20 protein-coding genes and 1 pseudogene are annotated in these 21,332 nt (G+C 72.9%); 6 read left to right on the top strand and 15 right to left on the bottom strand.

Annotated elements, in window-relative coordinates; translation table 11 throughout:
* Positions 1 to 435 precede the first annotated feature (435 nt).
* The 4 genes from ctaD to AB0R04_RS21370 all read left to right on the top strand — a co-directional run bounded on the left by ctaD (position 436) and on the right by AB0R04_RS21370 (position 4,137).
* A complete protein-coding gene (gene ctaD, locus AB0R04_RS21385) occupies positions 436 to 2,127 on the top strand; it encodes a cytochrome c oxidase subunit I (RefSeq protein ID WP_363373394.1) in 1,692 nt (563 codons plus the stop codon).
* Between the two features lie 119 nt (positions 2,128 to 2,246).
* Complete coding sequence (locus AB0R04_RS21380; RefSeq protein WP_363373391.1) at positions 2,247 to 2,774, top strand: hypothetical protein; 528 nt, start codon at positions 2,247 to 2,249, stop codon at positions 2,772 to 2,774.
* 177 nt (positions 2,775 to 2,951) lie between these two features.
* Complete coding sequence (locus tag AB0R04_RS21375; protein ID WP_363373390.1) at positions 2,952 to 3,677, top strand: response regulator transcription factor; 726 nt, start codon at positions 2,952 to 2,954, stop codon at positions 3,675 to 3,677.
* 79 nt (positions 3,678 to 3,756) lie between these two features.
* Positions 3,757 to 4,137 (top strand): pyridoxamine 5'-phosphate oxidase family protein, encoded by a 381-nt coding sequence (locus AB0R04_RS21370; RefSeq protein ID WP_363373388.1) that lies wholly within the window; start codon positions 3,757 to 3,759, stop codon positions 4,135 to 4,137.
* Positions 4,138 to 4,423: 286 nt separating this feature from the next.
* On the opposite strand, the gene AB0R04_RS21365 is transcribed toward AB0R04_RS21370, so the two are convergent.
* From AB0R04_RS21365 to AB0R04_RS21335, 7 genes are all read right to left on the bottom strand, one after another.
* Positions 4,424 to 5,389, bottom strand: coding sequence for an MsnO8 family LLM class oxidoreductase (locus tag AB0R04_RS21365; RefSeq protein WP_363373386.1), 966 nt, complete (start codon positions 5,387 to 5,389; stop codon positions 4,424 to 4,426).
* Positions 5,390 to 5,424: 35 nt separating this feature from the next.
* Positions 5,425 to 6,189, bottom strand: a complete 765-nt coding sequence (locus AB0R04_RS21360; RefSeq protein WP_363373384.1) for an ABC transporter permease — start codon at positions 6,187 to 6,189, stop codon at positions 5,425 to 5,427.
* Positions 6,186 to 6,893 carry an ABC transporter ATP-binding protein gene (locus tag AB0R04_RS21355; RefSeq protein WP_363373382.1) on the bottom strand — a complete coding sequence of 236 codons (708 nt, stop codon included), beginning with the start codon at positions 6,891 to 6,893 and terminating at the stop codon, positions 6,186 to 6,188. The genes AB0R04_RS21360 and AB0R04_RS21355 overlap by 4 nt, the downstream gene beginning before the upstream one ends.
* A complete protein-coding gene (locus AB0R04_RS21350; protein WP_363373381.1) occupies positions 6,887 to 7,795 on the bottom strand; it encodes a hypothetical protein in 909 nt (302 codons plus the stop codon). Before AB0R04_RS21350 ends, AB0R04_RS21355 begins: the two co-directional genes overlap by 7 nt.
* Before the next feature lie 3 nt (positions 7,796 to 7,798).
* A complete protein-coding gene (locus tag AB0R04_RS21345) occupies positions 7,799 to 8,290 on the bottom strand; it encodes a hypothetical protein (protein WP_363373379.1) in 492 nt (163 codons plus the stop codon).
* 299 nt (positions 8,291 to 8,589) lie between these two features.
* On the bottom strand, positions 8,590 to 9,390 hold the full coding sequence (locus AB0R04_RS21340; RefSeq protein WP_363373377.1) for an SAM-dependent methyltransferase: 801 nt from the start codon (positions 9,388 to 9,390) through the stop codon (positions 8,590 to 8,592).
* Between the two features lie 94 nt (positions 9,391 to 9,484).
* Entirely contained in the window at positions 9,485 to 9,673 is a 189-nt protein-coding gene (locus AB0R04_RS21335; protein WP_363373374.1) for a hypothetical protein, read from the bottom strand.
* A 444-nt stretch (positions 9,674 to 10,117) separates the two neighbouring features.
* Between AB0R04_RS21335 and AB0R04_RS21330 the strand changes: the two are divergent.
* A pseudogene (locus tag AB0R04_RS21330) lies at positions 10,118 to 10,258 on the top strand (IS5/IS1182 family transposase); the annotation flags it as partial.
* Positions 10,259 to 10,273: 15 nt separating this feature from the next.
* On the opposite strand, the gene AB0R04_RS21325 reads toward AB0R04_RS21330, so the two are convergent.
* Positions 10,274 to 11,545, bottom strand: coding sequence for a hypothetical protein (locus AB0R04_RS21325; RefSeq protein ID WP_363373371.1), 1,272 nt, complete (start codon positions 11,543 to 11,545; stop codon positions 10,274 to 10,276).
* A 158-nt stretch (positions 11,546 to 11,703) separates the two neighbouring features.
* Between AB0R04_RS21325 and paaI the strand changes: the two genes are divergently transcribed.
* A complete protein-coding gene (gene paaI, locus AB0R04_RS21320; protein WP_063346181.1) occupies positions 11,704 to 12,114 on the top strand; it encodes a hydroxyphenylacetyl-CoA thioesterase PaaI in 411 nt (136 codons plus the stop codon).
* Between the two features lie 69 nt (positions 12,115 to 12,183).
* Here the strand turns inward: paaI and AB0R04_RS21315 are convergent, their stop codons facing one another.
* The 7 genes from AB0R04_RS21315 to AB0R04_RS21285 are packed head-to-tail and all read right to left on the bottom strand — an operon-like array spanning position 12,184 to position 21,332.
* Complete coding sequence (locus AB0R04_RS21315; protein ID WP_363373367.1) at positions 12,184 to 13,443, bottom strand: phenylacetate--CoA ligase family protein; 1,260 nt, start codon at positions 13,441 to 13,443, stop codon at positions 12,184 to 12,186.
* Between the two features lie 18 nt (positions 13,444 to 13,461).
* Positions 13,462 to 14,421, bottom strand: a complete 960-nt coding sequence (locus AB0R04_RS21310) for an SDR family NAD(P)-dependent oxidoreductase (protein WP_363373364.1) — start codon at positions 14,419 to 14,421, stop codon at positions 13,462 to 13,464.
* Positions 14,418 to 15,752: an MFS transporter gene (locus tag AB0R04_RS21305; RefSeq protein WP_363373361.1), complete on the bottom strand. Its 1,335-nt coding sequence runs from the start codon at positions 15,750 to 15,752 to the stop codon at positions 14,418 to 14,420. The genes AB0R04_RS21310 and AB0R04_RS21305 overlap by 4 nt, the downstream gene beginning before the upstream one ends.
* Entirely contained in the window at positions 15,749 to 16,978 is a 1,230-nt protein-coding gene (locus tag AB0R04_RS21300; protein WP_363373359.1) for an AMP-binding protein, read from the bottom strand. The genes AB0R04_RS21305 and AB0R04_RS21300 overlap by 4 nt, the downstream gene beginning before the upstream one ends.
* Complete coding sequence (locus AB0R04_RS21295; protein WP_363373357.1) at positions 16,975 to 18,144, bottom strand: hypothetical protein; 1,170 nt, start codon at positions 18,142 to 18,144, stop codon at positions 16,975 to 16,977. Before AB0R04_RS21295 ends, AB0R04_RS21300 begins: the two co-directional genes overlap by 4 nt.
* Positions 18,141 to 19,538, bottom strand: coding sequence for a lysine 2,3-aminomutase (locus AB0R04_RS21290; RefSeq protein WP_363373354.1), 1,398 nt, complete (start codon positions 19,536 to 19,538; stop codon positions 18,141 to 18,143). The genes AB0R04_RS21295 and AB0R04_RS21290 overlap by 4 nt, the downstream gene beginning before the upstream one ends.
* Before the next feature lie 6 nt (positions 19,539 to 19,544).
* Positions 19,545 to 21,332 carry a class I adenylate-forming enzyme family protein gene (locus tag AB0R04_RS21285; protein WP_363373353.1) on the bottom strand — a complete coding sequence of 596 codons (1,788 nt, stop codon included), beginning with the start codon at positions 21,330 to 21,332 and terminating at the stop codon, positions 19,545 to 19,547.

Below are 21,332 nucleotides of genomic sequence, written 5' to 3'. Positions count from 1 at the left end.
GTGCGGTGTCGTGGCCGGTGGGGCGGGGTGGGAGGGGCCGGCGGGGCGCGGCGGAGGGTCGGGGCCGGGGGTGCGGGCCCCGGGGCGGACGGGGCCGGGCGGAGGCGCTCCGGGGCGCGGGCGCCGGGGCGGTTCCGGCGTTCCTCCAGCGGTGCTCGTCGGCGCGGTGAGCGCCGCCCGAGGGGCCGGGGAGGGACCGACGGCCACCGGAGGTCCCGGTCCGGGCGCCGGAACGCGGGCCGTGCGGCCCCGGGGGCGCGGGCCGAACGGCCCTAGGGGGCGGGGGCGGTGCGTTCGGATCATGGATCGCCAGCCATTCGCACGACGTTCCTAAGGAGTGCGTCCTTGAGCGCCACCCCGGCACAGGGCGACCCCACGCCACCGCCAACCTCCGTACCGCAGCCGTCGGTTCGGCCGAAACGGCCCGGTTCGGCCGTGGTCAGACTGCTGACCACCACCGACCACAAGACGATCGGCTCCATGTACCTGGTGTCGGCGTTCGGGTTCTTCCTGATCGGCGGTGTCCTGGCGCTGGTCATGCGCGCCGAACTCGCCCGGCCCGGAACGCAGATCCTCTCCAACGAGCAGTTCAACCAGGCCTTCACCATGCACGGCTCGGTGATGCTGCTGCTCTTCGCGATGCCGCTGTTCACCGGCTTCGCCAACTGGATCATGCCGCTGCAGATCGGCGCCCCGGACGTCGCCTTCCCGCGCCTGAACATGCTGTCCTTCTGGCTGTTCATGTTCGGCTCGCTGATCGCCGCCGCCGGCTTCGCGACCCCGCAGGGCGCCGCCGACTTCGGCTGGTTCCTCTACGCGCCGCTGTCCGACGCCGTCCACTCGCCCAGCGTCGGCGCCGACATGTGGATCATGGGCGTGACGCTCTCCGGCTTCGGCAGCATCCTCGGTGCGGTCAACTTCATCACCACGATCATCTGCATGCGCGCCCCCGGCATGACCATGTTCCGGATGTCCATCTTCTGCTGGAACGTGCTGCTCACCTCGGTGCTGGTGCTGCTGGTCTTCCCCGTCCTCGCCGCCGCCCTGCTCGCCCTCGAATGCGACCGCAAGTTCGGCTCGCACGTCTTCGACCCGGCCAACGGCGGGGCGATGCTGTGGCAACACCTGTTCTGGTTCTTCGGCCATCCCGAGGTGTACATCCTGGCGCTGCCGTTCTTCGGGATCATCTCCGAGATCATCCCGGTCTTCAGCCGCAAGCCGATGTTCGGCTACGCCGGGCTGATCGCCGCCACCGTCGCCATCGCCGGCCTGTCGGTGACGGTGTGGGCGCACCACATGTACGTCACCGGGCAGGTGCTGCTGCCGTTCTTCTCCTTCATGACCTTCCTCATCGCCGTCCCGACCGGGGTCAAGTTCTTCAACTGGGTCGGCACCATGTGGAAGGGCTCGCTCAGCTTCGAGACACCGATGCTGTGGACGGTCGGCTTCCTGGTCACCTTCCTGTTCGGCGGCCTCACCGGCGTGCTGCTCGCCGCCCCGCCGATCGACTTCCACGTCTCCGACTCGTACTTCGTCGTCGCCCACTTCCACTACACGCTGTTCGGCACCGTGGTCTACGCGATGTTCGCCGGCTTCCACTTCTGGTGGCCCAAGATGACCGGCAAGAAGCTCGACGAGCGGCTCGGCCGGATCACCTTCTGGACGCTCACCGTCGGCTTCCACGGCACCTTCCTGGTCCAGCACTGGCTCGGCGCCGAGGGCATGCCGCGCCGCTACGCCGACTACCTCGCCTCGGACGGCTTCACCACGCTCAACACCCTGTCCACCATCTTCTCCTTCCTGCTCGGACTGTCGATCCTGCCGTTCCTCTACAACATCTGGAAGACGGCCAAGTACGGCGAGAAGGTCGAGGCCGACGACCCCTGGGGCTACGGCCGCTCGCTGGAGTGGGCCACCTCCTGCCCGCCGCCCCGGCACAACTTCGTCCGGCTGCCGAGGATCCGCTCCGAATCCCCGGCCTTCGACCTCCACCACCCCGACATCGCGGCCCTGGACGTCCTGGAGAACACCGGCAAGCCCGCCACCCACCTGGGCGACGTGACCCCGGCCAAGTACGACCTGCCGCAGACCAGGGCGGAGCGCGAGCGGTCCGCCGTGGACAGCTGACCCGAGGCCGGGCGCGCCCCGGCCACCCGCTCCGAACACCCACCGACCGCCGTCCCCGCCCACGCCCCCGTCACGGGCGGGGACGGCTCCCCCCCCTCGCGACCTGGAAGGCCGGCCCCATGACCCACACCGTCCTCGCCATCGGCACCGCCGCGCTCACCGCGAGCGGCTGCGTCTGGTACCTGCCCGCCATCGCCGACCTCCAGGCCGGCGCCGACCGGCCCCGCTCCACCCGCACGGCCGCGGCGGCCTGCGTCCTGTGGTGGGCCGCCCTCGCCATGGCCGGCGGGCTGCTGCTCGCCCTGCCCGACTGGCGGCCCGCCGCGCAGATCGCCCTCGCCGGGCTGGTCGGCGGCGCGGCGCTGCGGGTCCGCGCCCGGTGGGACCGGCGCGGGGAGCAGCGCGAGACCGCCGCCCGCTGGGCCGCCCTGGGCGCCCGGCCGGCGCCGCGCTCCGGCCGCCCCGCCGCCGTCACCCTCGCGGGGTGGCTGGTCGTCGGCGCCGCCGTCGCCTCGCTGGGGGCGGTGGCGATCCTGCTGTCGGACGAGGGCGCCGTCGGCTCCCGGGTGGTGCTCGCGGCGGTCAGCGGGGCCGGGGTGGCGCTGGCCTTCCTGCTGGCGGGCCTCGGCAGCGCGCGGCGGCGCTGACGGCCCATCCCCTCGGCCGGACAGGGCCTACGGGCGGCGCGGCTCCTTCGGGGGCCGCGCCGCCCGCGCGCTCGCCCGAATGGGGTCGTTGGGCCCTGGGCCCTGCGGCGGCCGGTGGGCGATGATGCGCTGGGCCCTGCCGGGAGTGTGCAGGGGTGACGAAGGTGGAGCCGCGTGATGGCGACCAAGACGGCGGGCGCCGGGGCACCGGCGCCGGTGCGGGTGCGGGTGTTCCTGCTGGACGACCACGAGGTGGTGCGCCGCGGGGTGCACGACCTGCTGGACGGCGAGCCCGATCTGGAGGTGGTCGGCGAGGCCGCCACCGCCGAGCAGGCGCTCGTCCGGGTGCCCGCGCTGCGGCCCGACGTGGCGGTGCTGGACGTCCGGCTGGGCGACGGCGACGGGGTGTCGGTCTGCCGTGAACTGCGCTCCCGGATGCCCGGCCTGGCCTGCCTGATGCTGACCTCCTTCGACGACGAGGAGGCGCTGCTGGACGCCGTCATGGCGGGCGCCGCCGGGTACGTGCTCAAGCAGATCAGCGGCACCGACCTGGTGGCCGCCGTGCGGACCGTCGCCTCCGGCCGCTCGATGCTGGACCCGGGCGCCGCCACCCGGCTGCTCAACCGCCTGCGCAGCGACGCCGAGCCCGCGCAGCCCGTCACCACCGGACCCGCGCTGACCGTGCGCGAGCAGGAGGTGCTGGCGCTGATCGGGGAGGGCCTGACCAACCGGCAGATCGGCGAACGGCTCTACCTCGCCGAGAAGACGGTGAAGAACCACGTCTCGCGGCTGCTCGCCAAGCTGGGCGTGGAGCGGCGGGTGCAGGCCGCGCTGATCTCCACCGAGCTGCGCCAGGCGGCCGCCGCGGCGCAGCCGGGGCACCTGCGCTCCCTCCGGGGCTGACGCGACGTCCGGGCCCGGGACCCCCGGCGGGACCATCGGCCCTCGCGGCGCCGCCACCGCCGGGGCGAGCATCGAGGGCATGAACGGTGATCACGACCTGCTCGAACTGGACCGGGAGCGGGCGCTGGAACTGCTGGCCAGGGCCGCGGTCGGCCGGGTGGTCTACACCATCCGCGCCCTCCCGGCGGTGCTGCCGGTGTCCTTCCGGCTCGACCTGTCGGACGGCGGCGGAGTGCTGCTCTCGGCCCCGGCCGGCTCCGAACTCGCCCGGGCCGTGGACGACGCCGTGATCGCCTTCGAGGCCGACGAAGTGGACGGCGTGGACGGCTCCGGCTGGTACGTCACCGTCCTCGGCCGCGCCCAAGTGGGCCCCGCCGTAGGCCGCACCCCCGGGGCCGTCCGGATCCGCATCCGCCCCGAACTCGTCGTCGGCCGCCGCCTCCCCCCGCGCACCAACTAGGGCGGCCACCTCCGCGCGCAGCTCGGCCTGGACACGCTGCCAAGAGCGGCGCGGGCGCTACTCGCGGATGATGCCGTCCACGAGGTCGAGGCGGATCGTCCGCCCGTCCGGGGCCCGCCACCCGCCGGTGTTCTGGTCGTGGGGGATCAGGGCGATGTCGCGTAGCGCGGGTATGTCCTGCCACGGGGCCGGTGGGAGCGTCTCGGCCGGACCGCCGCGCTCTGTGGATCGGTGCCAGGCATGCTCGTCGTGTCGGCTCAGGTACCTCCGGTACTGCGCTGGGCGTTCAGACCGAGCAGGCGGCGGCCGCCAGCAGTCGGTAGGAGTGGGCTCGCTCGTCGGGGTCGGCGATGCTGGTGACCGCGCAGATCTCGGTCGCCGCGAGCTCGGTCGCCAGATCGCACAGACGCGCCACCGCGGTCTGCTGGTCGCCGACCAGCCAGTCCGTGAGCCGGCGGTGCAGCAGTTCCTGCTCTGGCCCGGTCGGTTGCATCTCGGCGGCCTGCGGCACCGTGGGCAGGGGCGAGGGGCGTCCCTGCCGGGCGTGCAGGAGCGCGGTGGCCGGGACGCGGGCCAATGCGGCGGCCCGGCCCGGGTCGTCGGCCAGGTAGACACCGAGGCTGAGCAGCAGGTCGGGTTCGGGGTGTCCGGGTGAAGGCCGGTAGTGCCGGTGGTAGGTATCGGCCGCCTGTCGTGCCCCGCGCAGGCTCAGGTGTCCGGCGAAACCGTAGGGCAGCCCTAGTTCGGCTGCCAGCTGCGCCACGGGCTGGCTCGATCCCAGGACGCGGACCGGGATCGGGGCCTCGGCGGCGGCGGACAGGTCGTCGAGGTGGCCGACCAGTTCGGCGATCTGACGGCGGAACCGCTCCGGTTCGGCTGACGGTGTGGTGCCGCGCAGCGCCAGGCTGAGCGCCGGCCGACCGGCCAGCGCACGCACGACGCCGAGTTCGATCCGTGGCCCGTGGAGGCGAGCCAGTGCGCGGAAGCTCTCGGCGACTCGGAAGGGCGCGTGGTTGGGCAGCATGATGCCGCCGGCACCGACTCGCAGGGTGGAGGTCTCGTTGGCGATCGCCGAGATCAGCACTTCGGGGGCGGTGGCTGCAGAGGCCGGGTTGGCGTGGTGCTCGGCCACCAGGTACCTGGCCGCACCGAACTCCTCGGCCTTCCCGGCCAGCTCGATGGAGCCCCGGAGGGCAGCGGCCGGGCCCTGGCGCTCGAAGACCGGGCACAGGTCGAGTATGGAGATCTTCATCGACGGACCGTTTCGGTTTCGTGGGGCAGGGGGTTTCAGCGCTCGGTCGTCAGGTGGTCGGCTGCGCGAAGGGCGAGCACGGCCAGTGCCCCGGTACCCAGTGTCCAGAGCGCGGCCCAGAGCAGGTCCGCGGCGGAGCCCGCCCAGGTCGAGCGCAGCCAGTCGACCTGGTACGTGAGCGGGTCCAGGCGGGCCACGAAACGCAGATAGCCGGGCGCCGTGTCGAGCGGGTAGAACAGTGGCGCGGCCAGTACCACCGGAAGGGCGGTCAGGGTCACCACGAAGTCCCGCGTTGCGTACGATTGGATCCAGGCAGCCACGGCGGCTCCGGCCAGCACCCAGCCGGCGTCCACCAGCAGCGAGCCTGCCACGGTGAGCAGGAGTCCTCGGCCGGACAGGCCCGACAGCGCACCGAGCGGTGCGGCAAGGCCGATCACCACCAACAGTTGGAGCAGGAAGACGCCGCCGAGCACGATCAGCACGCTCAGCAGGTAGCCCGTGGTGCCGCCGCCGTACATCCGGTAGAAGGCGAAGACTCCCCATTTGCGGTCGTTCGACACGTCCGAGACGGCGGCGGTGCCCGATCGGAAGGCCAGCATGGCCAGCATGCCCGGCAGGACGAATGCCAGGTAGTGGTGGGCCGTGCCGCTGCCCGAAGCGCCTACCGCGCCGCTGACGCCTGCGGCCAGGAAGAGTAGGTAGGCGACCGGTTCGATGATGCGGCCGTAGTAGACCTGGCGCCAGTTCCACAGTGAGGCGAGATGGAACCGCACCGCGATCAGTGGGCGGGCGCGGGTCATGAGGTCTCCGTCTCGGTCAGTGCCTGGTAGGCGGTCCACAGGTCCTCGGATCCCGGTGCGGCGCGTAGGAAGGCGGCGGTGGGCCGGTCTGCGAGGACCCGGCCGCGGTGAATGGCGATCACCCGGGTGCAGTAGCCGGAGAACCGCGAGGTCTCGTGGGTGCTCACGAGCACGGCTCCGCCGGCCCGGGCACTGTCCTGGAGGTAGTCGAAGACCTGTCGCACGGCGTCGGGGTCGAGACCGGTGGTGGGCTCGTCGAGCAGCATGAGGCGCGGGCGTCCGGCGATGGCCCGGGCGATCTGGCAGCGCCTGAGCTCGCCGCCGGACAGGGTCTGCGCCTGGCGGTGCAGTACCGGCCCCAGGTTCAGGACCTCGGCGATCTCGGTTGCCGCTCGTCGCACGCCGCGCAAGGTGCCGCGGCGAAGTGCCACACCGAGCTCAATGTTCTGGCTGACCGTCAAGGACCAGTCGATCACTTCGCGTTGCGGGCACCAGCCGAACTCGGCGACCGGGACGGCCCGGCGCACGGTTCCCGAGTCGGGCCGGCGCAGACCGGCGACGATGTCGAAGAGCGTTGACTTCCCTGCTCCGTTGTGGCCGATGAGTGCGACCAGCTCGCCGGCTTCGAGGTCCAGTGAGGCCTTCTCCAGGGCCGGCGTGGGATTGCCCGGGTACTGCTTGGAGACCCGGTCCACGCTCAGCACGCCGGGTCCAGTGCCTCGGCGGCCGCGAGCCGTGCCTCGATCAGGTCGGCGACTTGTTCCGGCCCGGCTCCGTCAGGTATGCCCACCACGAGCGTGCGCTCGGGCAATTGCTCGGAGATCCGGCGGCGGCTCGCTCCGGAGAACCAGACAGCGGGGTCGGTCCGCCGATCGGTCGGCCCCGTCGAGGCCTGTTCCGAAGGGACCAGCCGTACCAGGTGCCTCACGTTGGTCTGGCCGAGGTTGGGCAGCCCGAGGAACTGTGCAGCGCGGGCCAGCAGCACCAGACCGGTGTCCGGGGAGACCGTCTCGCGGTGCTCGCCGTCCAGGATCCGGGCCAGATGGTGGCGCCGCCCCTCGCGGCGGAAGCCCAGCGGGCTGTCGTGGCGCAGGAACCTGCCGCTGTCCACGTCGAGCACGGCGAGGCTGTCGCTGACCAGTCGGGCACCCCGCGAACAGAGCACGAGTGCGGCCGAGGTCTTGCCGATGTAGTTGTCCCCGGTCAGCAGCACCCCGGTGCCGTCAGCCAGTTCCAGACAGGTGCCCGGGCCGACGGCCAGGCGCTCCCAGAGGCGCGAGTACCGGAACGGCGGAAGCGGGGAGGGGAGTTCGGACCAGTCGGTGAACGTGTGGTCGACTTCACGGCGCCAGCCGTCCTCGGTCCTTCGGTCCACCTCGATCCGCTTGGTCAGGCCGTCCTTCCGCAGCAGGCTGGTGAAGAATCCGCGCTCGGGCCATTCCGGGCAGCTCAATGTCACCACGACCTCGGTCCGCTCCGGCGCAGCGGGTTCGACTCGCTGTCCACCGAAGTAGAACAGCGCCTCGGTGGTATCGGCGGGGTGGCAGCGCAGCCGGGTGATCACGTCGTAGAAGTCGAAGTAGAGGTCCGTCAAGGGAAGATCCATGTCTCAGGTCCCGGTGCTTGCGGTCAGGGTGGTGGAGAGCTCCGCCACCGCCTGTCGGGCGTGGCGGGCCGGGTCGAAGGCGAGCCGCCAGCTGTGCTCGCCGATGCGGTGGAGTTCGAACTCGGCCGCGTGGCTGAGCACGACGGTCCAGGACCATTCGGTCCGCTCCGGAGCCCGTCGAACCGGCAGAGCGGCGGGGTGCACCGCCCAGGTGGTTCCGGTCGGTGTCCGAAAGGAGGGCGCCGCGGCCAGGAAGGGACGCAACCACGGGTGGACGTCCAGGGTGCGCTCCCGCACTCCGATGGGCCGGCGGTAGGAGAGCAGTCGCCGTTCCCGCTCGATCGGCACGGTGTCGTCGCTGACGAAGCCCCAGCCGGCCCGGAGCAGTTCCAGCAGCAGTACCGACTTGCCCGCCAGGGACGGCCCGTGCAGCAGCACCGCCTGGTCCGGAGCCCACGGTGCACTTGCCGCACTGGCGTGCACGGTGCGGACCATGCTGCTCAGCGGCGGGAACGAGAACGGTGGGAGCGGGCTCGGCTTTCTCGCCGCCCCGCGGTATTTCTCGTAACAGGACCAGTCGAATTCTGGAGTGCGTAGAAATATGCTTCGCAGGGTATCCGCGGAACCGTCCGTAAAGGTCTCCGACTCTGCCGTGAAAGCGATCTCAAAATCTGCGCGACTATGCGTTTCCGTGCGCCGGTGGTCCTGGAAGTAGTAACTGAAATGAGCCAGGTCCGCAGAACTCTGCAGCAGTGCGTCGACCGTCGTTCCCCAGAAGTCCAGCCGCAGCCGGCTCAGTCGTTCCAGTGCGTGCGGGGCAACGTCCACGGCTCGCTCCCCCCGATGTACAGCGTCATCCCGCTGTGGCTGCTGGACACCAGGCTGTCGAGCTCACCGACGGTGGCGTGGCTGATCTGCGGGGCCATGTCGGAGCGCCAGGCCGACAGCACGGCGGCAACCGCACGATCCGCCGGGTACAGATCGCGAAGCCGCGCCGTGAGCGGCGACAGCCGACCGTACAGGTCCTCGCGGTCGCGGAGCCGGTCGGTGCCGAAGGAACCGAACTGGGAGAGGACGAGGGGGAAACGGGTGTCCGGCACGACCGAGTGCAGGTAGAAGGCGTTGGCGTCGTACGCCTGGACGGCATAGTCGAAGCGGGCTCCCACATCGATCAGCAAGGTGTCCAGGAAGGACGTCGCGGGCACGGCCTTGACCGTCAGTCCGTGGCGCTGGGCCGCCTCCTGCAGCAGCCAGCCGGTGTCGACCAGGAAGAGGGGATGACCGTAGGTCAGAAAGCTGACCGGCCCGTGACCGCGCCCCTCGGCAGCGGCCTCCAGCACCCGGGCGGCCATCGCGTGGTAGACCTGGCCCGGATTGGGATCGGCGGCGTAGACCTGCTCCAGGTCGGTCACCTCACCGTCGTAGCGCAGCCGCAGGTCGGAGTCGTAGGCGGTGAGATGGAGGATCCTGCGGGAGTCACGCAGGATCTGATCGGCTTCGACACTCCGGCGGTCGAAGCCCCCGATGCCCAAGCCGACCAGGTACAGGTCGGCTTGAGCATCGGGGACGCGCAGGTCAGCACGCTTCAGGCGCACCCGATGGGCCTTTCAATCGAGGACTTCACCGATCCCGGTCGTGGCACCGGCGCCGAAGTCGGCACCGCACTCGCCAGCCAGGTCGGAATCCGACTCAGAAGCAGTTGGAATCCGCGACGACACTCGCGCAGGTCCCCTGGCAGTGGGCGCCACTCGCCTTGATCGTCTCCTCGATGGTCGGGATGTAGGACGGCACCACGACCTCCCGGTGCGCCGGGTGGCTGTCCTGGCCGGCTACGGAGCCGACAACTTGCTGCGCAATATCAACGGTTGCCACGGACATGAGGCTCTCTCCATTCTCTGTGAAATGTCACCCGATTCTCGGGCGAACAAGATCAAGCTATCGACCATGGCATCGCGGCTCCATGGTTCGAGTGCGCTCGCAATGGGATATTCACCCAGCGAAACATTTCGATCACTTTCACTCTCGTCAAAATCGCATGCGTTCGGGCGCTAACGCCACATTCCGGCGGGTTCTTCGTCCGCCGGACAGCGCGCCAACCTTCCCGGGGTGGCGTCGGAGGTGCGGGCCGATGAGCAGCACGGTGAGGACCGCGCCCTGGTTGTGGAGCTGTCGGCAGACGGTGGTGTTCGACCCCAGGTGCCCTGGGGCGTTTGTTTCCGATCATCGGATCGTTGGTCTGGTCGTGCCGTTGACTGACGCGCAGTGGGCGCGGATAGAGCCGTTGTTGCCGGACCGGATGCCGAAGCGGGGCGGGCGGTGGCCTACAAGCAGCGCAACACCGTCGAGCGCTGCATCAACCGCCTGAAGCACTGGCGCGGCCTGGCCGCCCGCTACGAGAAGACCGCCACCGTCTTCAAGGCCGGACTCCACATCGCGGGCATCTTCATCTGGTCCGCCCGCTGATCCAAAAGAAACGCCCTAGTGCGGATCGCCCTCGATGCGGCCCGCCAAGGCCCGGACGGTGGGCGGGAGTTGGCGCAGGCGCACGGCGAGGAGCGGGACGGCCAGGGCGAGGTAGACCCAGCTCAGCGTGACCCGGGCGGACTCGCCGGGGAGGGCGAACTGGACGGCGAACAAGGCGAACAGCAGCCCGGCCTTCCAGGGCAGGAACCGCAGGTCGAGCAGGAGCACTACGGCCAGGACGGTCTGCGCGGCGGTCAGCAGCACCTCGTCCACCTGGCGCTCGACCAGCGGGAGGGAGGCCGCGCCGCCTCCGGCCAGGTAGGCGAACGGGAGACAGCCGATCAGCAGGGTCCACTGGTTGACCTTGCTGGAGAGCAGCGCGCCGAGGCCGTCGTCCCCGCGCAGCCGCCAGGCGAAGACGACCGCGACGATCAACTCGGGCGCCTCGGAGGCGAGCGGGGCCAGCCACTGCACCAGCAGGAAGCGGTCGATGCCGAGCGAGGCGCCGGCGTCGACCAGCGAGGTGGCGAAGGGCTCGGCGCAGGCGAAGATCACCCCGGCCGCGACCGCGAAGACCAGGACGGTGGTCGCCCGGCGGCGCTGCTGCGGGAGGGCGGCCAACCGGGCCGGGACGCCGATGAGTTCCTCCTCGTCGTCCTCGCCGCAGCGGCTGACCCGGAAGAGGTAGTAGCCGTACCAGGCGATCAGGACGACCGCGAGCACCCAGGAGATCTGTCGGGTCAGCGGCATCACGAAGGCCACCAGGGCGGCGGCGCCGAGGAAGCCGGTGTCGATCCGCCGGTGCTCCCGCAGGGTGATCCCGGGGGCGGCGCCGCGGCGCCGGGCGGCGAAGTAGGAGGCGAGGGCGACCAGCGGCCAGCCGACGCCGACCAGTAGCCGGTTGGCGCCGGTCATGTTGGCGGCCGCGTAGGCGGCGTACTCGGGCCGGGTGCCGGCCGCGTACGCGAAGTAGAGGTCGACGGCGTACTCGGGCAGGACGGCGATGAACGCCAGCAGGGCCAGGGCGAGCGGGCCGGAGATGTCGGCCCGGGCGGTCTCCGCCGCCCACATCAGCAGGAGCGCCGCCGCCAGGACCCCGAGGCCGAAGACCACCATGCCCGGCACGGGCGCCAGGTGCACCCCGGCCAGCCGCAGCACCACGGAGGGCAGCGCGCCGGCCACGGCGGCTCCGATCCGCAGGGCCGTTACGGATCCGCTGGGCGGCTGCGCCGACGGGATCTCGCCGGCGCCCGGTGGGGTGGCGGTCGCGGGTGACTTCTGGGCCATCAGCCGTCCTTGCGCTCGGGGAACCTGAGCAGGCTAGGTGTGGCGGGTGACGGGGCGGGCCGAACGGCGGGGCGGCGCGGCCGAGTTCCCCCGGACGGCGGCCGGGCGCCGTGCTCTACGCTGGCCCCGGACGCCGTCGACGGAGGGAACAGGACGCCATGCTCGACCCCGGGACCGCCGCCCTCTACGCGCGGGACGAGACCTGCCGGCTGCTGGGCATCGCGCTGGACGAGGTGTCCGCCGGCCGCGCGGTGACGCGGATGACGGTGGCCGCGACGATGGTGAACGGCCACGGGACGGCGCACGGCGGCTTCCTGTTCCTGCTCGCCGACGCCGCGTTCGCGTTCGCCTGCAACAGCCACGGCCCGGTGACGGTCGCGCAGGCGGCGCAGGTCGTCTTCCTGGCCCCGGCGGCGGTCGGGGACGAACTGGTGGCGGAGGCGGTGGAGCGGTCGCGCGCCGGGCGCAGCGGGGTCTACGACGTGACGGTCCGGCGGGCGGACGGGAAGGTCATCGCCGAGTTCCGCGGGCAGAGCGTGGTGATCGGGGGCCGGCCGCAGACCGGCTGAGCGCCCGGCCTCCCCCCTGCCGCTGCCCGGCCCCCGCCGTAACCGCCGGCCCCCGCCGTCACCGTCCGGTCAGGACTGCGGACGCTCGTCCAGTACCTGCTGGAGCTTGCCGGTGCGCGGGTTGGTGACCAGTTCGGAGCGCGGCACCCACTCGACCGCGAGGTCGTGGATGCTGCCCAGCGCGACCTCGTCGGGGTAGAGCGGCCGGGCCGTGTACACGGCCTCGACGAGCCGGTCGGCGAGCTCGGGGCCCGGCCGCTGCCCGGTGTAGCCGAGGCGCAGGATCAGGCCGTCGCGCCCGGCCCAGCGGCGCTGCACGAGCTGCATGCCGGTGATGTGGCGCTCCGGGTCGGCGGCGAGCAGGACGGCCCGGATCTCCTCGGTGGGCATGGCGACGGTTCCGACCCGGGCGCCCTCGGTGGAGCGGCCGAGCAGGCGGAAGCGGCGGCAGCGGGCGTCGGTCCACTCGGCGCGGTCGCCGGTCGGGTAGCGCAGGATCGGCATCAGGGTGCGGAACAGGTTGGTGACGACGACCCGGCCGGGAGTGCTGGGCGTGGTGATCGTCTTGCCGGTGACGTCGTCGACGAGCTCCACCACCGTGCGGTGCGCGAAGGCCTCGTGCACCCGGACGTCGTCGCCGGGGACGGGCGAGCCGACCAGCCCGGCGTCGTTGGAGGCGTAGCCGACGGAGGCGACGGCGGCGTGGGGGAAGGCCCGGGCGAGGATCGGCCGCAGGTCGGCGAAGAGCAGATCGCCGCCGAACAGCAGCAGTTCGACCCCGTCGGCCGTCTCCCCGCGCTGGACCAGGCACTCGGCGACGGCGCTGAGCTTCATCGGCTCGCCGGCCAGCACGTGCACGCCGAAGCCGGTGATGAGGTCGGCGATGTACGGGTCGGGGGCGGCGCCGCCGACGCCCAGGCGGACGTTGTCCACGGGTGCGTGGTGCAGGGCGCCCTCGATGTAGAGGAAGCCGCCGTAGAGTTCGCCGGCCGTGAACAGGTTGGCGACCCGGTGTCCGGGCCGCAGGCCGGCCCGGACGAGCCCGGCGCCGAAGGCGGTGACCGAGTCGGCGTGCTCGGTGCGGGTCCAGGGCGAGAACTTGGGGACGCCGGTGGTGCCGCCGGTCTTGTAGATGCCGGCGTCGCTGAGCGGGCCGGTCAGGACGCGGTTGTCGGGCCAGGTGTTGGCGGCCCAGAAGGCGGCCTGGTCGATGACGGGGAGCTGGTCGAGGCGCTCGGCCGCGGGGGGAAGGTCGCGGTACAGCTCGGCGTAGAACGGCGAGTTGGCGCGGGCGAAGGCGATCAGCTCGGCCAGGGGCTTGGCGGGCATGGTGGTCGGGTCCCTTGCTCAGGAGGAGGGTGCTGCGGGGGGTGCTTCGACTCGTGCTTCGGCTCGTGCTTCGCGGCGTGCGTCGGGCTGCCCGAGCCAGGTCCGGGCGAGGGACTGGACGGTGGAGCCGTCCGGGTCGGCGAGTTTGGCGGCCAGGTAGTCGGCGGCCCACTGGTTGGCGGGCACCCGGAAGGGCGGCCGGTCGGCGAGCAGGGTCCGTACGACGACCTCGGCGACCTCCCGGGCGGGCTGGCCGGCCGACTCCCAGCCCTGGCCGCCGACCCAGTCCAGGTAGCCGGCGAAGGTGGGCGCGTACGGGCCGGAGGCGGCCTGGATGGTGCCGCGGTCGATGTCCGGGAAGACCCCGAACCGGGTGTCCGGGACGTAGCCGGGGACGACCACCGAGACCTGGACGCCGTGCGCCGCCGCGACCGGGGCGAGCGCCTCCAGGAACCCCTCGACGGCGAACTTGGCGGCGCAGTACGCCTCGTTGAACGGCTGGCCGACCACGCCGTGCACGCTGCCGACGGCGACCAGGCGGCCTGCGGCGGCCCGCAGCAGCGGCAGCGCGGCCCGGCTGACGGCGGCCACCCCGAAGAAGTTGACCTCCAGGTTGGCCCGCAGCGCCGCGTCGGTGGACATCTCCAGGGTCGGGTCGGAGTTGGAGACGCCCGCGTTGTTGACCACGGCGTCCAGCCGCCCGTACGTCCGGGCCACGCCGTCCAGGCAGGCGGCGATCGAGCCGGGGTCGGTGACGTCGAGGCGGCGGACGTCCACGGTGACGCCGGCGGCCTCGGCGGCCCGCCGGAGCTCCCCGGCGCGGCCGGGTTCGCGCAGGGTGGCCACCGTGCGGTACCCGGCCCGGGCCGCTGCGACGGCGGTGGCCAGGCCGATGCCGGAGGACGTCCCGGTGATCAGCAGGACCTTGCCGTCGGCTCTCCCGGCGTTCACATTGCTCACGGCGTTCGCGGCGCTCACGACGCGCTCTCCGCGAGCTCCCCGGGGGCGGCGGCCTCGCGCCCGGCGGCGTCCAGCAGCGGCTGGAGGCCGAGGGCGGGGAGGAAGGAGCAGGCGGCCAGCAGGGTGCCGCCCGCCATCACCGCCCGGGCCGCGTCCAGGATGCCCAGCGGGCCGGTGAGCAGGGTGACGGCCAGGCCGCCGACCAGCGCGGCGAGCGGGATCACGCCCCAGGTGACGGTCCGGAAGGCGGCGTGCATGACGCCCTGGTTGCGGGCGGTCATCCGGGCCTGCCGGGTGGGCGCGCTGCACACGTTGATGCAGGACATGAAGAACCCGTAGCAGCCCATGGTCACCGCGATCACCGGCCCGGGCGGCAGCGCGGGCGCGGCGAGCAGGCCGAGGCCGGCCAGGCAGTGCAGCAGCAGCGACCAGGCCATCGTCCGCCCCAGGCCGAACCGCCGGCTGAGCCGCGGGGCGACGAGGGCACCGATCAGCGCGCCGAGCGCGGCCACCGACATGGCCGCGCCGAAGGCGCCGACCGTCACGCCCAGGCCCCGGTAGGCGAGGACGGGCAGGACGGTGACGAAGACCGGCCCGCCGCAGTTGAGCGTGACGGCCGCCAGCACCACCCGGCGCAGCACCGGGTCGGCCCAGTTGAGCCGGAAGCCGAGGGTCAGCCGCTCCCGGATCGAGCCGTCCTCGACCGTCCGCTCGCCCCAGGGGCTCATGTACCGGAAGCAGACGGCCGAGACCAGGTAGCTGGCCGCGTCGACCAGCAGGGCGGCCACCCCGAGCGCGCTGTACAGGGCGGCGGCGATGGAGGGGCCGGCGACCTCGGCGACCGAGCCGCTGCCCTCCAGCCGGGAGTACGCGCGGACCATGCCGTCCTCGGGCACCACGGCGGGGACGGCGACCAGGTAGCCGACGTTGAAGAAGATCGTCGCGCCGCTGATCACCGCCACGCAGCCGAACAGCAGCGGGGTGGACAGCACGTCGAGCCAGTACGCGAGCGGGATCGCCGCCACCGCCGCCAGCCGGACGAGGTCGCAGCCGAGCATGGTGCGGCGCTTGTCCCAGCGGTCGACCAGCACTCCGGCGACCGGCCCGAGCAGCGGGATGCCGAGGTACTGGGCCATCGCCACCACGCCGACCTGGAGGGCGGAGGCGTGCAGGACGAAGATCATCAGGGTCGGGACGACGAACACGGTGACCTTGTCGCCGACCAGGCTGACGGTCTGCCCGGCCCAGAACAGGTCGAAGCCCCGGCCCAGCGGCGCCGGCCGGATGGGTGCCGTCCCGCCTCCCGCCGGGTCGGACGTCACCCCGCCTCCCGCCGGGTCGGACTTCACGCGCCCTCCCGCAGGACCAGCCCGGCGGTCTTGCCGGTGCGGCCGTTGCTGATCAGCTCCTCGACCGGCCGCACCCGGAAGGACTCCGGGTCGTGCTGGAAGGCGGTGCTGAGCGTGAAGGTGGCGGTGAACAGTTCCTTGCGCAGCCGCTCGGCGTCGGGCGCGGCGCCCGGGCCGCCGGTGAGCAGCAGGACCTCCACCCCGGTGGCCCGGCCGCGCTGTTCGGTCAGCACCACCTGGGCCCGGGCCACGCCCGGTTCGCGCTCGGCCCGGGCGATCAGCTCGGCCACGTCCAGCCCGAGGCCGCGGACCTGGACGACGCTGTCGCGCCGGCCCAGCACCCGCATCGCCGGGCCCGGCCTCCCGCACGGGCAGTCGGTCAACTCGCCCGCGTCGCCGGTGCGGTAGCGCAGCACGGGGTTGAGCATCTCGGGGTTGAGGGTGGTGAAGTCGAGCAGGCCGTCGGCGTCGGCGTGGACCAGCTGGTCGGGCAGCGGGTGGAAGGTGTCGGCCGGGCAGTCGGGGGTGTTGGTGGCCACCACCCAGGTCTCGGTGCTGCCGAACATGCCCCAGCGCTGCGCCTCGGGCGCCACCACGGCCAAGTCCTCGGCGAGTTGGGGCTGCCAGGCCTCGCCGAGCCACAACACCTTGCGCAGGAAGGGGAGTCGGATGCCGGCGGCGCGGGCGTGTGCGAACCAGAGCCGCAGCACGCTGGGCGTCCCGCCGATGGCCGTCACCCGGCGCGCGGCCAGGAAGGCCAGCCAGTCGCCGTACTCCTCGGCGGCGACCGAGCCGAGCGCGATGATCCGGCAGCCGGAGAGGTCGGCGAGCGCGGCGGCGAGGAAGTGCGCGCCCCACATCCGGCCGGCGCCCCAGGCGTTGACGAAGACGTCCGTCCGGTCGAGCGGCTGCCAGTGGGCGTGCACGCCGGCCATGTAGAAGCCGGTGGGGGCGTAGCCGACCTGGGGGGCGCCGGTGCTGCCGCCGCTCTGGAACAGCCAGGTGGCGGCCTGGTCGGCGGCGGGCTCCAGGTGGGCGAGGGCGGTGTTGAGGTCGTCCTTGGCCAGGGGCGGGAGCGTGGCGAGCCGGTCGAGGGTGTGGATGTTGACGTGGCTGGCGTAGCGCGGGGCCAGGGCGGGGACGCTGCGCAGCCGCTCCAGGGTGCGCCGGGCCACGTGCAGGCGGGGCACGGCGGTCTCGGGGGGCAGGGAGAAGGAGGCGGTCATCGGGAGTCCGTCCGGGGGTCGAGGGTTTGGGTGTGGGAGGGGCTTCGGGTGGGGCTGTGGGCGGGGCTGTGGGCGGGGCTTCGGGCGGGGTCGAGGGTGAGCGGGCGGGCGCCGTCCGCGAGCCACTTGGCGTGGCCGTCGCGGTAGGCGGCGAAGCGGGCGCGGGTGACGTCCCGTTGGAGGGTGCGGTCCGGGTCGGTGAGGTCGGGGGCGATCACGCCGTCCGGTTCCAGTTCGGAGAACCAGTACCGCTCGCCGTCGTACAGGAAGTCGACGCAGAAGAACGGGATCGGCAGCCGCTCGGCGAACCAGGCGGTGGCGGCGGCGAGTTCGGGCGGCACCGGGGGGAACTCCATGGCGCCGCCCCGGCTGGCGTTGGCGACCGGGGAGCCGGGCTCCGGGGTCCGCTTCATCACCGCGTACGGCTCGCCGTCGACGACGTACACCCGGTAGTCGATCGTGCCGTCGCCCAGGTAGGGCTGGACCACGAGCGTGGTGTCGCCGCCCTGGGCGAGGCTGGCCAGGCCCCGGACGTCCTCGGGGCCGCGGGCCAGGTTGATCCCGCCGCCGCCGCACCAGCCGGCGGGTTTGACGATCGCGGGGTAGGTCATGTTCCGCAGGCCCACCTCGTAGCCGTGCTTGCTGATGTCCCGGCCGGTGCCGATCCGCACCGTCGGGATGGTCGGCACCGGGGAGCCGCCCAGGAACAGCAGGGTGGCCAGCTTGTCGTTGCCGATCAGCGAGACCTGCGGGGGGAACGGCAGGTAGAACCCGGCCTGTTCGAGCACCGCGTACAGCGCGTACTGGTTGAAGACGTCCATCGACTGGTACGGCAGCGAGTAGAGCGCGGTGATGAACAGGGTGTCCTCGGGGGTGACCGGCTCGTCGTCCACGTAGACCCGGGGGCGGCCGGGCCCGGTGGCGTCCACCGTGACGGCCTCCGGGGCGTGCCTGGTCCAGCGCAGGCCGAGGTCGGCGGCGCTCTCGGCGTAGAGGTCCCAGAAGAAGCCGTGCCACATCGCGGCCATCCGGGAGGACTCCCGGTCGGGGAAGATCCAGCACAGGCGGCGCAGTTCGCCGTCCCGGGGAGGGGCGGGGCTCGCGGCGGGGCTCCGGCCGGGGTTCGGGCTGGGGCTCGGGTCGGGGCTCGGGTCGGGGGTGCTCATCGCGCTCCTCGTGCGGTGGGCGGCCCGGACCACCAGCGGCGGCCGGTCTCCGGGAGGGTGTCCACCGGGTCGTAGTAGGGGTGGCGCCGGTCGAGCGGGGCGTCCTGGCCGCCGTCGCCGCTCTCCAGGCCGGTGCGGTAGTTCTTGGTCCAGTACGAGATGCCGAGCTCGCGGTCGTAGGCCACCGCCTGGTGCACCCAGCGCTTGCCGACGTGCGGGACGTCGCAGACCAGGCGCGGGGTCGCGTAGCCGGGCAGGTAGCCCATGATCGCCTCCTGGAGGCGCTGCGCCTGGTGCAGCGGCGTCCGCCAGTGCTCGGCGCCCGGGATCACGTCGCAGAGGTAGAAGTAGTACGGCAGGATGTTCGCCTCGCCCTGGAGGGCGAAGCAGAGGTCGAGCAGGTCCTCGGGGGTGTCGTTGACGCCCCGCATCAGCACGCCCTGGTTGCGGACGTCCCGCACGCCCGCGTCCAGCAGGGCCCGGGCCGCCTCGGCGACCAACGGGGTGATCGAGCGCACGTGGTTGGCGTGGGTGTGCACGGCCAGGTTGACCGCGCGGCGGGCGGCCAGTTCGGCGACCCGGGCCAGGCCGTCCAGCAGCTGTGGTTGCAGCCAGTGCTGGGGCAGGCCGACCACGGCCTTGCTGGCCAGCCGGATGTCCCGGACGGTGCCGAGGTCCAGCAGCCGCAGCAGGAAGGACTCCAGCCGGGGCCAGGGGACGTTGGCGAGGTCGCCGCCGGACAGCACCACGTCGCGTACGGCGGGGGTGCGCTTGAGGTAGTCGAGCATCTGCTCCTGCCGGTCGGCCGGGCGCAGCAGCAGCCGGGTCTTGGCCACCTGGGGCGTCGAGGTGCCGACCAGGTCCATCCGGGTGCACTGGCCGCAGTACTGCGGGCAGGTGGCCGTCAACTCGGCCAGCACCTTGGTGGGGTAACGGTGCGTCAGACCCTCGACGGCCCACATGTCCGCCTCGTGCAGCGAGTCCCGTTCGGCCCGGGGGTGGCTGGGCCAGTGCGGGTGCCGGTCGGTGCGCACCGGCAGCATGTAGCGGCGCACCGGGTCGGCCAGGAACGCCTCGGTGAAGGCCTGCGGGTCGGCCGGGGCGTCCGGGGCGTCCGGGGCCATGGTGTTCAGCAGCTGCGGCGGCAGCAGCATCGGCATGGTGGCGAACCCGGCCTGGTCGGCGGCGAGTTCCTGGTAGAAGTGGTCGGAGAGCCGGTCGCCGACGACGGCCCGCAGCTGCCGGGCGGTCTTCACCGAGTGGGCCCGCTGCCACTGGGCGTCGCGCCACTGCGCCTCGGTGACGTGGCGCCAGCCCGGCAGCCGCCGCCAGTCCGGCTCGACCAGCGCCGTCCGCGCGTACGTGTACGGCTGGCGGATCACGGGGTGGTCCATGGCCGGCTACTGGCCGGCGGAGGGGCCGGTTTGCGGGTCGGCTTGTGGGGCGGCCTGCGGGTCGGTTCGGGACGCGGTTCGCGGGTCGGTGAAGAGGCCGGCGAAGCGGGTGCGCAGCTCGCGCTTGAGCACCTTGCCGGTCGGCCCGAGCGGGAAGTCCTGCGGCGTGCGGGCGATCCGGACGGCGGCGAGCGCGGCCAGCCCGGCCGCGGCCAGCGCCTTGTTCGCCGCGTCCTGCACCTCCTCGGCGCCGGCCCCGGTGTCCCCTCCGGCCCCGGCCTGCAACCGGACGACGGCGACCGGGCGTTGGCCCTCTCCGGCCGCCCCGGGCACGCCGACCACCGAGCAGTCCTGCACCAGGTCGGCGCAGTCGGCGAGCAGCACCTCCTCGATCGGCAGGCTGTAGACCGGGCCGTCGGCGGTGTCGATGACGTCCACCGTGCGGTCGAGGTGGTAGAACCGGCCGTCGGGCGAGCGGCGGGCAACGTCGCCGGTGAGCCAGTAACCGGCCAGCTCGAAGCTCTCGGTCAGCCGCCGGTCGTGCCAGTAGCCCGGGGTTCGGGAGGGGCTGACCACGCCGAGCAACCCGACCGTGCCGTCCGGGAGTTCGGTGCCGTCCTGGTCGAGCACGGCGGCCTTCAGGACCACCTCCAGCGGCCTGCCGACGCAGCGGTCGTCGCGGGCGCTCTCCGGGGTGGTCACCTGGCCGAAGAGCGCCATGCCCATCTCGGAGGAGCCCAGGCCGTCGACGAACTGCGAACCGGGCAGCACGGGTTGGTCGGCGAGGTCCTGCGGCAGCAGCCAGGGGCGGATCAGCCCGGCCGGCCGCTCGCCGAGCGTCACGAGGCGGCGGATGTGCCCGTGGTGCGCGCTGTCGCCGGTGTTGAACCAGGAGTGCACCCGGGCCGCGCCGCGGACCGGGAGGTCGCCGGTGGCCAGCTCGACGAAGGTCCGGGGGAAGGAGGCGACCATGGTCGGCTGGAAGGCCTCCATCACCGGCTCGACGACGGCGCGCCGCCAGTCGGACATCACCACGGTGGGCAGGCCGAGCAGGGTCGCGGTGAGGAAGTAGCTGAGCCCGCCGGCGTGGGTGTGCGGCATCAGCGACATCAGCCGGTCGTACGGCTCGGCGGGGAAGCGCTCCATGCGCGGCTGCTTGCCGTCCCAGAACTGGCGGTGCGCCAGCATCGTGGACTTGGGGGTGCCGGTGGTGCCGGAGGAGTGGATCAGCGCCACCACGTCGTCCGGGGCGTGCCGGTACGGGTGGTCGGCGGGCAGCTCGACGGCGTCGGCGTCGAAGGCCTGCACCTCGGCGGCCAGGGCGAGGAAGCGCGGGCGGCGGCCCGGGTCCTCGCGGTAGGCGGCGGCCAGCCGGGTGGGGTCGTCGGCGACCACGCCGACCACGCCGACGTGGTCCAGGTAGCGGACCAGCACGTCGTGCCGCATCGCGTCGTTGACCAGCGCGGGGACGGCGCCCAGCGAGGTCAGCGCGAGGAAGTGCAGCAGCGGTTCCAGGCCCTCGCCGACCACGACGCCCACCGGCTCGCCGGGGCGCACCCCGTTGGCGTGGTACCAGGCGGCGTAGCGGTCGCGCAGCGCGGCCAGGTCGAGCAGGCTGTGGCCGCGCAGCACGACCTCGCCGCGGTGGTCGGTGCGGTGGGTGAAGACGGAGGGGACGGCGCGGTGCGGGTTGGCCGCGAGGGCGTGGTCGAGGAAGTTGCCCGCGCCCAGAGCGGGTTCGGTCATCAGCCGCTGTCTGACGGCGAGGGGCGCGATGGAACTGCGGTCGCTCAT

Origin of the sequence: Kitasatospora sp. NPDC056731, from assembly GCF_040687675.1 — a bacterium.
Taxonomy (GTDB): domain Bacteria; phylum Actinomycetota; class Actinomycetes; order Streptomycetales; family Streptomycetaceae; genus Kitasatospora.
The sequence above is the reverse complement of the archived record's forward strand: the minus strand, read 5'-3'. Positions and strand labels throughout refer to the sequence as shown.

Coding starts and splice junctions, on each gene's coding strand:
- AB0R04_RS21380 (WP_363373391.1), top strand. CDS start 2,247: ATGACCCACACCGTCCTCGCCATCGGCACCGCCGCGCTCACCGCGAGC.
- AB0R04_RS21375 (WP_363373390.1), top strand. CDS start 2,952: ATGGCGACCAAGACGGCGGGCGCCGGGGCACCGGCGCCGGTGCGGGTG.
- AB0R04_RS21370 (WP_363373388.1), top strand. CDS start 3,757: ATGAACGGTGATCACGACCTGCTCGAACTGGACCGGGAGCGGGCGCTG.
- AB0R04_RS21365 (WP_363373386.1), bottom strand. CDS start 5,389: ATGAAGATCTCCATACTCGACCTGTGCCCGGTCTTCGAGCGCCAGGGC.
- AB0R04_RS21360 (WP_363373384.1), bottom strand. CDS start 6,189: ATGACCCGCGCCCGCCCACTGATCGCGGTGCGGTTCCATCTCGCCTCA.
- AB0R04_RS21350 (WP_363373381.1), bottom strand. CDS start 7,795: ATGGATCTTCCCTTGACGGACCTCTACTTCGACTTCTACGACGTGATC.
- AB0R04_RS21345 (WP_363373379.1), bottom strand. CDS start 8,290: ATGGTCCGCACCGTGCACGCCAGTGCGGCAAGTGCACCGTGGGCTCCG.
- AB0R04_RS21335 (WP_363373374.1), bottom strand. CDS start 9,673: ATGTCCGTGGCAACCGTTGATATTGCGCAGCAAGTTGTCGGCTCCGTA.
- AB0R04_RS21325 (WP_363373371.1), bottom strand. CDS start 11,545: ATGGCCCAGAAGTCACCCGCGACCGCCACCCCACCGGGCGCCGGCGAG.
- paaI (WP_063346181.1), top strand. CDS start 11,704: ATGCTCGACCCCGGGACCGCCGCCCTCTACGCGCGGGACGAGACCTGC.
- AB0R04_RS21315 (WP_363373367.1), bottom strand. CDS start 13,443: ATGCCCGCCAAGCCCCTGGCCGAGCTGATCGCCTTCGCCCGCGCCAAC.
- AB0R04_RS21300 (WP_363373359.1), bottom strand. CDS start 16,978: ATGACCGCCTCCTTCTCCCTGCCCCCCGAGACCGCCGTGCCCCGCCTG.
- AB0R04_RS21295 (WP_363373357.1), bottom strand. CDS start 18,144: ATGAGCACCCCCGACCCGAGCCCCGACCCGAGCCCCAGCCCGAACCCC.
- AB0R04_RS21290 (WP_363373354.1), bottom strand. CDS start 19,538: ATGGACCACCCCGTGATCCGCCAGCCGTACACGTACGCGCGGACGGCG.
- AB0R04_RS21285 (WP_363373353.1), bottom strand. CDS start 21,332: ATGAGCGACCGCAGTTCCATCGCGCCCCTCGCCGTCAGACAGCGGCTG.